Annotated in this window: 5 protein-coding genes and 1 pseudogene; 3 read left to right on the forward strand and 3 right to left on the reverse strand. The window is 71.5% G+C overall.

Annotation, left to right across the window (positions count from 1 at the left end):
• The first annotated feature begins 223 nt into the window (after positions 1 to 223).
• Positions 224 to 1,774, forward strand: coding sequence for a serine/threonine-protein kinase (locus AC08OX_RS14355; protein ID WP_476608284.1), 1,551 nt, complete (start codon positions 224 to 226; stop codon positions 1,772 to 1,774).
• A gap of 99 nt (positions 1,775 to 1,873) precedes the next feature.
• Entirely contained in the window at positions 1,874 to 2,665 is a 792-nt protein-coding gene (locus tag AC08OX_RS14360; protein ID WP_476608285.1) for a ribonuclease FAU-1 family protein, read from the forward strand.
• Between the two features lie 51 nt (positions 2,666 to 2,716).
• On the opposite strand, the gene AC08OX_RS14365 is transcribed toward AC08OX_RS14360, so the two are convergent.
• Complete coding sequence (locus AC08OX_RS14365) at positions 2,717 to 3,163, reverse strand: TIGR03668 family PPOX class F420-dependent oxidoreductase (RefSeq protein ID WP_476608286.1); 447 nt, start codon at positions 3,161 to 3,163, stop codon at positions 2,717 to 2,719.
• Positions 3,164 to 3,245: 82 nt separating this feature from the next.
• On the opposite strand from AC08OX_RS14365, the gene AC08OX_RS14370 reads away from it, so the two are divergent.
• Positions 3,246 to 4,925 carry an ABC-F family ATP-binding cassette domain-containing protein gene (locus tag AC08OX_RS14370; RefSeq protein ID WP_476608287.1) on the forward strand — a complete coding sequence of 560 codons (1,680 nt, stop codon included), beginning with the start codon at positions 3,246 to 3,248 and terminating at the stop codon, positions 4,923 to 4,925.
• Positions 4,926 to 4,941: 16 nt separating this feature from the next.
• Here AC08OX_RS14370 and AC08OX_RS14375 read toward each other — a convergent pair whose 3' ends face one another.
• The gene (locus tag AC08OX_RS14375) at positions 4,942 to 5,277 is read right to left on the reverse strand and encodes a hypothetical protein (RefSeq protein ID WP_476608288.1); all 336 of its coding nucleotides are present in this window, start codon (positions 5,275 to 5,277) and stop codon (positions 4,942 to 4,944) included.
• Positions 5,274 to 5,521, reverse strand: a pseudogene (locus AC08OX_RS14380) (HAF repeat-containing protein); the annotation flags it as partial. The pseudogene AC08OX_RS14380 and the gene AC08OX_RS14375, both read right to left, overlap by 4 nt.

Below are 5,521 nucleotides of genomic sequence, written 5' to 3' on the forward strand. Positions count from 1 at the left end.
CCGGAAGTTTTCCTCGAAGAGCTTTGCCGTGTTCCTCGAACCGATATCTGGGCGTGCGGAGCTGGTTTGCGCGGCCCGTGCCGGGTACGCATGGGGAAAGGGACGCTTCGCTCGCGCTGTGTCGCCCAGGGCGCCCCGAGTCACCCCACAGCACGTCTACAAAACGTCACCGATCGCAACGTAGCGTGATCTCTGCGCGGCCCTGGGAAGGGACGGGGGCACGGTGGCCGCGCGGTGGATGATCGGCAGGCGGTATGAGCTCGAGGCTGTTCCATTGGCCAAGGGCGGAATGGGTGAGGTCTGGGTCGGCCGGGATGTGAAACTCGACCGGGAGATCGCGGTCAAGTTCGTCCGTTTTCCCGACGGCCAGCCCGACCAGGAGCTGATCCGCCGGTTCATCCGGGAGTCCCGCATCACCGCCCGCCTGCTGCATCCGGGGGTGCCGGCGGTGTACGACGCGGGTACCCACGAGGAGCGTCCCTACCTGGTCATGCAGCGGGTGCACGGCCTCAGCGTGGCGGATCTCGTCGCCGAGCAGGGCGCGCTGCCCGTCGGCTGGGCCGCCGCGATTGCCGCCCAGGTGGCCTCGGTGCTCGCGGTGGCGCACCGAGCGTCGCTCGTGCACCGCGACCTCAAACCGGCGAACCTGATGCTGGAGCCGGACGGTACCGTGAAGGTGCTGGACTTCGGGCTCGCCGTTGCGCTCGACCGGACCAACCTGTCGAAGATCACGGTGACCGGCCAGCACCTCGGCAGCCCTGCCTACATGGCGCCCGAGCAGGTGCTTGCCGGCCTGAGCACGCCCGCCACCGACATCTACGCGCTGGGTGCCACGCTGTTCGAGATGTTGACCGGTCAGCGGCTGTTCGCCGGTGCGTCGTCCTACACGGTGATGAACAAGCAGGTCGAGGAGGTCCCGGCGCGGGTGCGGTCGCTGCGCGCCGACGTGCCGCGCGGCCTCGACGAGCTGGTCGCCGCGATGCTGAGCAAGGCACCGGAGGATCGCCCGTACGGCGTGGAGAAGGTGTACGCGGCGTTGGTCGAATCCGTGGTGGACCTCGGCCCGCTTCCCGGGGCCGTCGACGACGCCGTGGACAACCCGGTAAGGATGTATGCGGCGGTCGCGGCCCGGGTGGTACCGCGCGGGGTGGCCCGGAACACCGCCGCCTCCACACGGGGATCCGCCGCTGGACCGCCCGGGGAATCCGGTGGCGGGGTCGGGCGGTCCGAGCTTCGTCGTGCCCGGGACGAGGCTCGGACGTTGGCCCGGGCTTCCCGCTACAGCCAGGCCGCCGGTGTGCTGGCGGCGGCGGTGGACCGGGCCGGTCGTGCCCTCGGCCACGACAGCGCGGACGTGCTCGCGCTCCGTCTCGATCTGGCGGACCACCTGTTCGAGGGCGGTGACTTCCGCCGCGCGGTGGACGGCTACCGCACGCTTCTCGTCGATCTCGTCCACCGGGACGCTCCGGACAGCGAGCGGGTTCTGCGCTGCCGTCTGCGGGAGGCAACCTGCCGGGCCCTGATCGGTGAGACCGGCCAGGCGCTCGAACAGCTTCGTGGGCTGCTGGAGGACGAGATCAGGGTGTTCGGTGCGGACGACGCCCAGGTCTTCGAGCTGCGACGGCAGATCGGGCTGTTGCAGCTCGGCGCCGGCCATCGGGCGTCGGCAGCCGAGACCCTATCGGCGCTGCTCGCCGATCTGCTCAGGGTCTGGGGGACGGAGCATCCGATGGTGCCCGTCGTCCGGGAGCTGCTGGCCGGTGCCGTCGGTTGATCGACGGCGGAATCGACTGTCATGAGCGTCCCATCCCGTCTGTTGTGAGTGTTGTGGCGGGGGACACGCCGGGGCGGGGCGGCACCGTACAGTCTGACGGTGACGAAGCTGGAAAGCCCCGTGGCGTACGATCCCGGTTCCCAGGCCGGTCCCCATCCCGGTCCCCAGGCATCGCCACTGCCCGGTTCGGGCGCCGCACCGGCGGGTCCGTTCGTCCCGGGCGAATTCGCCCCGGGCGAAGTGGTCGTGCACCGGTCGTTCACCACCAAGCGGCTCGTCTTCGTCCGCGCGGGTCACGTGGTCGGCCACGATGAGCGCGGCCTGCGGCTGTGGATCCCGCACGGCTGCCCGATGGCCGTCGAGCTGAGTACGGACGGTCGGGGCCTGCGCGACATGCCGTTCGCCGAATGGATCCGCCAATCCACGGTGCTGGTGACGAGGGCCTGGCCTGGGCCGAACATCCTCATGCTGATCCCGCCGGCGGGCGCACACTCGGTGTGGTGGTTCTGGGACCGGCAGGGGCGGTTCGCCCGTTGGTACATCAATCTCGAGGCACCCGCCGTGGCCTGGCGCCACGACGGACTCGTCGGGGTGGATACGACCGACCACGACCTCGACCTGTGGGTCTGCCCGGACCGGACCTGGCAGTGGAAGGACGAGCACGAGCTCGCGGAACGGCTCGCGTTTCCCGAGCACTACTGGGTCACCGACGCGGCGGCGGTGCGGGCCGAGGGCGAGCGGCTGCTGCGGCTCGTCGAGGCGGGGGCGTTCCCGTTCGACGGCACCTGGTGCGATTTCCAGCCGGACCCGTCCTGGCGCACACCGGATACCCTGCCTCCCGGCTGGGACCGCCCCCGGGCGCCGGGTACGACCGAAACCGGCCCGCGCTGAGGGCGATGTCAACAGCCGGCGATATCGAGGGCCGGCGATGTCAACAGCCGGCTACGCCGAGAAGGCCCACCCTGACCAGCGGGCCACCGTCACGATGATTGCCGGCCCGGCGGGCGGGGCGGCCTGGTACTGGTCATATCGGGCGATGAGCAGTTCGACGGCGGGGGCGTGTCCGGGTTCGCCCGCCCGGACGATGCGGGCCTCGCCGTCGGCGCGCGCCCACCACAGCCGCGACCAGTCGTCGTCGTAGGCGTCGACGAGCAGGCTGACCTGAGGATTCTCGGTGATGTTGCGCAGGCGCCGCAGACCCCCGACCGTGCTCTTCGGTTTGTGATCGACTGCGGTGACGACGCTGGCCGCGCCCGCGTTCACGGCGCCCGCGTTCACGGCGAAGGTGACGGGCACGATGTGTGGACGTCCGTCGCCACCGGCGGTGGCCAGCCGGGCGACCCGCGCCGGGGTGAACCGGGTGCGGGCCTCGACGTCGGTCAGCCGCACGGTCCCACCGTAGGATCCCACCGGATGGAGGCGACCACAGGGGGCGGGACGCGATGCGTCGTCCATGCGCCAGACTGGTCAGATGTCCGCCACCCTCGTCGCGTCCGGCCTCACCGTCACCCGCGGTGGGGCGACCGTCCTCGACGGCGTCTCCCTCACCGTCGCGCCCGGCGACCGTCTCGGCGTGGTGGGGCCCAACGGCGTCGGTAAGTCGACGCTGTTGCGTGCCCTCGCCGGGCAGGTGACGCTCGACGCGGGCCGGGTGGATCTCGCGCCGCCGACCGCCAACGTCGGCCTGCTCCCCCAGGAACCCGACCGCCACCCCGGGGAGACCCTGCGGGCCTTCCTCGCCCGTCGCACCGGCGTCGCCGCGGCGCAGGCCGAGCTCGACGCCGCGACCGAGGCGTTGGCCCTGGGCATGTCCGGGGCTCCTGGCATGTCCGGGGTCGACGACCGCTACAGCGTCGCCCTGGAGCGGTGGCTGGCGATCGGCGCGGCCGACCTCGACGCCCGCGCCGAAGAGGTGTGCGCCGATCTCGGTCTGCCCGCGGGCGCGCTCGACAGCCCGACGACGGCGTTGTCCGGCGGGCAGGCCGCCCGGGGATCGCTGGCCGGCGTCCTGCTGTCCCGGTTCGACATCACCCTGCTCGACGAGCCCACCAACGACCTCGACTTCGACGGGCTGGAACGGCTCGAGCGGTTCGTCCAAGGCGTGCCCGGGGCGCTGGTCGTCGTCAGCCACGACCGCGAGTTCCTCGACCGCACCATCGACACCGTCGCCGAACTCGATCCGCACCGGCACGGCCTCACCCTCTTCGCTGGCGGATGGACGGCGTACCTGCAGGCCCGCGAGGTCGCGCGGCGTCAGGCCCGGGAGCGGTACGAGGAGTACGCCGGCCAGCGAGCCGATCTCGTCGCTCAGGCGCAACGCCAGCGGGAGCAGGCGGTGCGGGGTTCGGTGCGGGCGAAGCGGCGGATGCCCGACGGTGACCGGGCTGCCAAGGGAGCCCGGATCGAGGCGGCGACGAAGAGCGCGGCCAGGGTCCGGTCCATCGAGTCCCGCATCGACCGGTTGGCGGAGGTCGAGGAGCCCCGCAAGGAATGGCAGCTGCGCATGTCGATCGCAGCCGCGCCCCGGTCGGGCGATGTCGTCGCGACATTGACCGGCGCGGTGGTGGCCCGGTCGGGCTTCACTCTGGGGCCGGTCGATCTGACGATCGCGTGGGCGGACCGGGTGGTGATCACCGGGCCGAACGGCGGGGGCAAGACGACCATGCTGGGTGCGCTGCTCGGCCGCATCCCCCTGGCCCGGGGGCACCAGGCACTCGGGTCCGGCGTGCGGCTCGGCGAGATCGACCAGGCCCGCGGCCTGTTCCGGGGTGAGGCCACGGCGCTGGCCGTCGCCGAGCGGGCGACCAGTTGGCCGGCGGGTGAGGTGCGCACCCTGTTCGCGAAGTTCGGTCTCGGCCCGGATCAGGTCACCCGGCCGGCGGCGTCCCTGTCGCCGGGAGAACGCACCCGGGCGGGGCTCGCGCTGCTGCAGGCGGTCGGCGTGAACTGCCTGGTGCTCGACGAACCCACCAACCACCTCGACCTTCCGGCGATCGATCAGCTCGAACAGGCGCTGGCCGGCTATGCGGGCACCCTGCTACTCGTCACCCATGATCGGCGCATGCTCGACAGGGTCGCCGTGACCCGCCGGCTGCACGTCAACGGCGGCCTCGTCACCGAGAAGCCCCTCGTCACCGAGAAACCATTGTGACGGCTCGCCGAGAACGTCAGGCGCCGGTGTTTGGCCAGAATGCCGCATGGGGAAACGGGGAGTCCGTGGTGGTCGCGGAACCGAGCACGGCGTTGTTCGGGGTGGTGGCGTTGCCCGTGCTCACCGGTCCTCCGAGGGTGCCCAGATCGGTCAGCCGGCCGCGGTACCAGCGGAACGCGTGGCTGCCCTGACCCGAGGGCACCGTCCCGCACACCACACCGTGATCATTGAGGCCGAGAAGCTCCAGCGGGCCGAGCGGTGAGGTGATCGGGATGCGGCGACCCGCGATCCACAGGAACCCGCCACCCGACGGTCCGAGGCTGCGCACCAGCACCTGACCGAGCCTGTTCACGGCGACCGCCTCGCTGTGCAGGTCAGGTCACTGCCAAGGGTCCCGAGATCGGTCATGCGGCCGCCGTCCCACAGGAACGCGCGGGAATGGCCGTCCGAGGTCTCGCTGGTCCCCACGATCTGCCTGGCGTTGTTCACGTCGGCGACGACGGTCGAGGAACCGCCGAGGGTCCCGAGATCCGATATTGTGCCGGCCGACCAGAGAAACCCGTGGCTGGCGCCCTCCCGGGTGACGCTGTTACCCA

Source organism: Frankia sp. CoBUL1 (genome assembly GCF_978021245.1).

Bases quoted from the DNA above. Each gene is read 5' to 3' on its own strand.
- AC08OX_RS14370 (WP_476608287.1), top strand. From the start codon at position 3,246: ATGTCCGCCACCCTCGTCGCGTCCGGCCTCACCGTCACCCGCGGTGGG.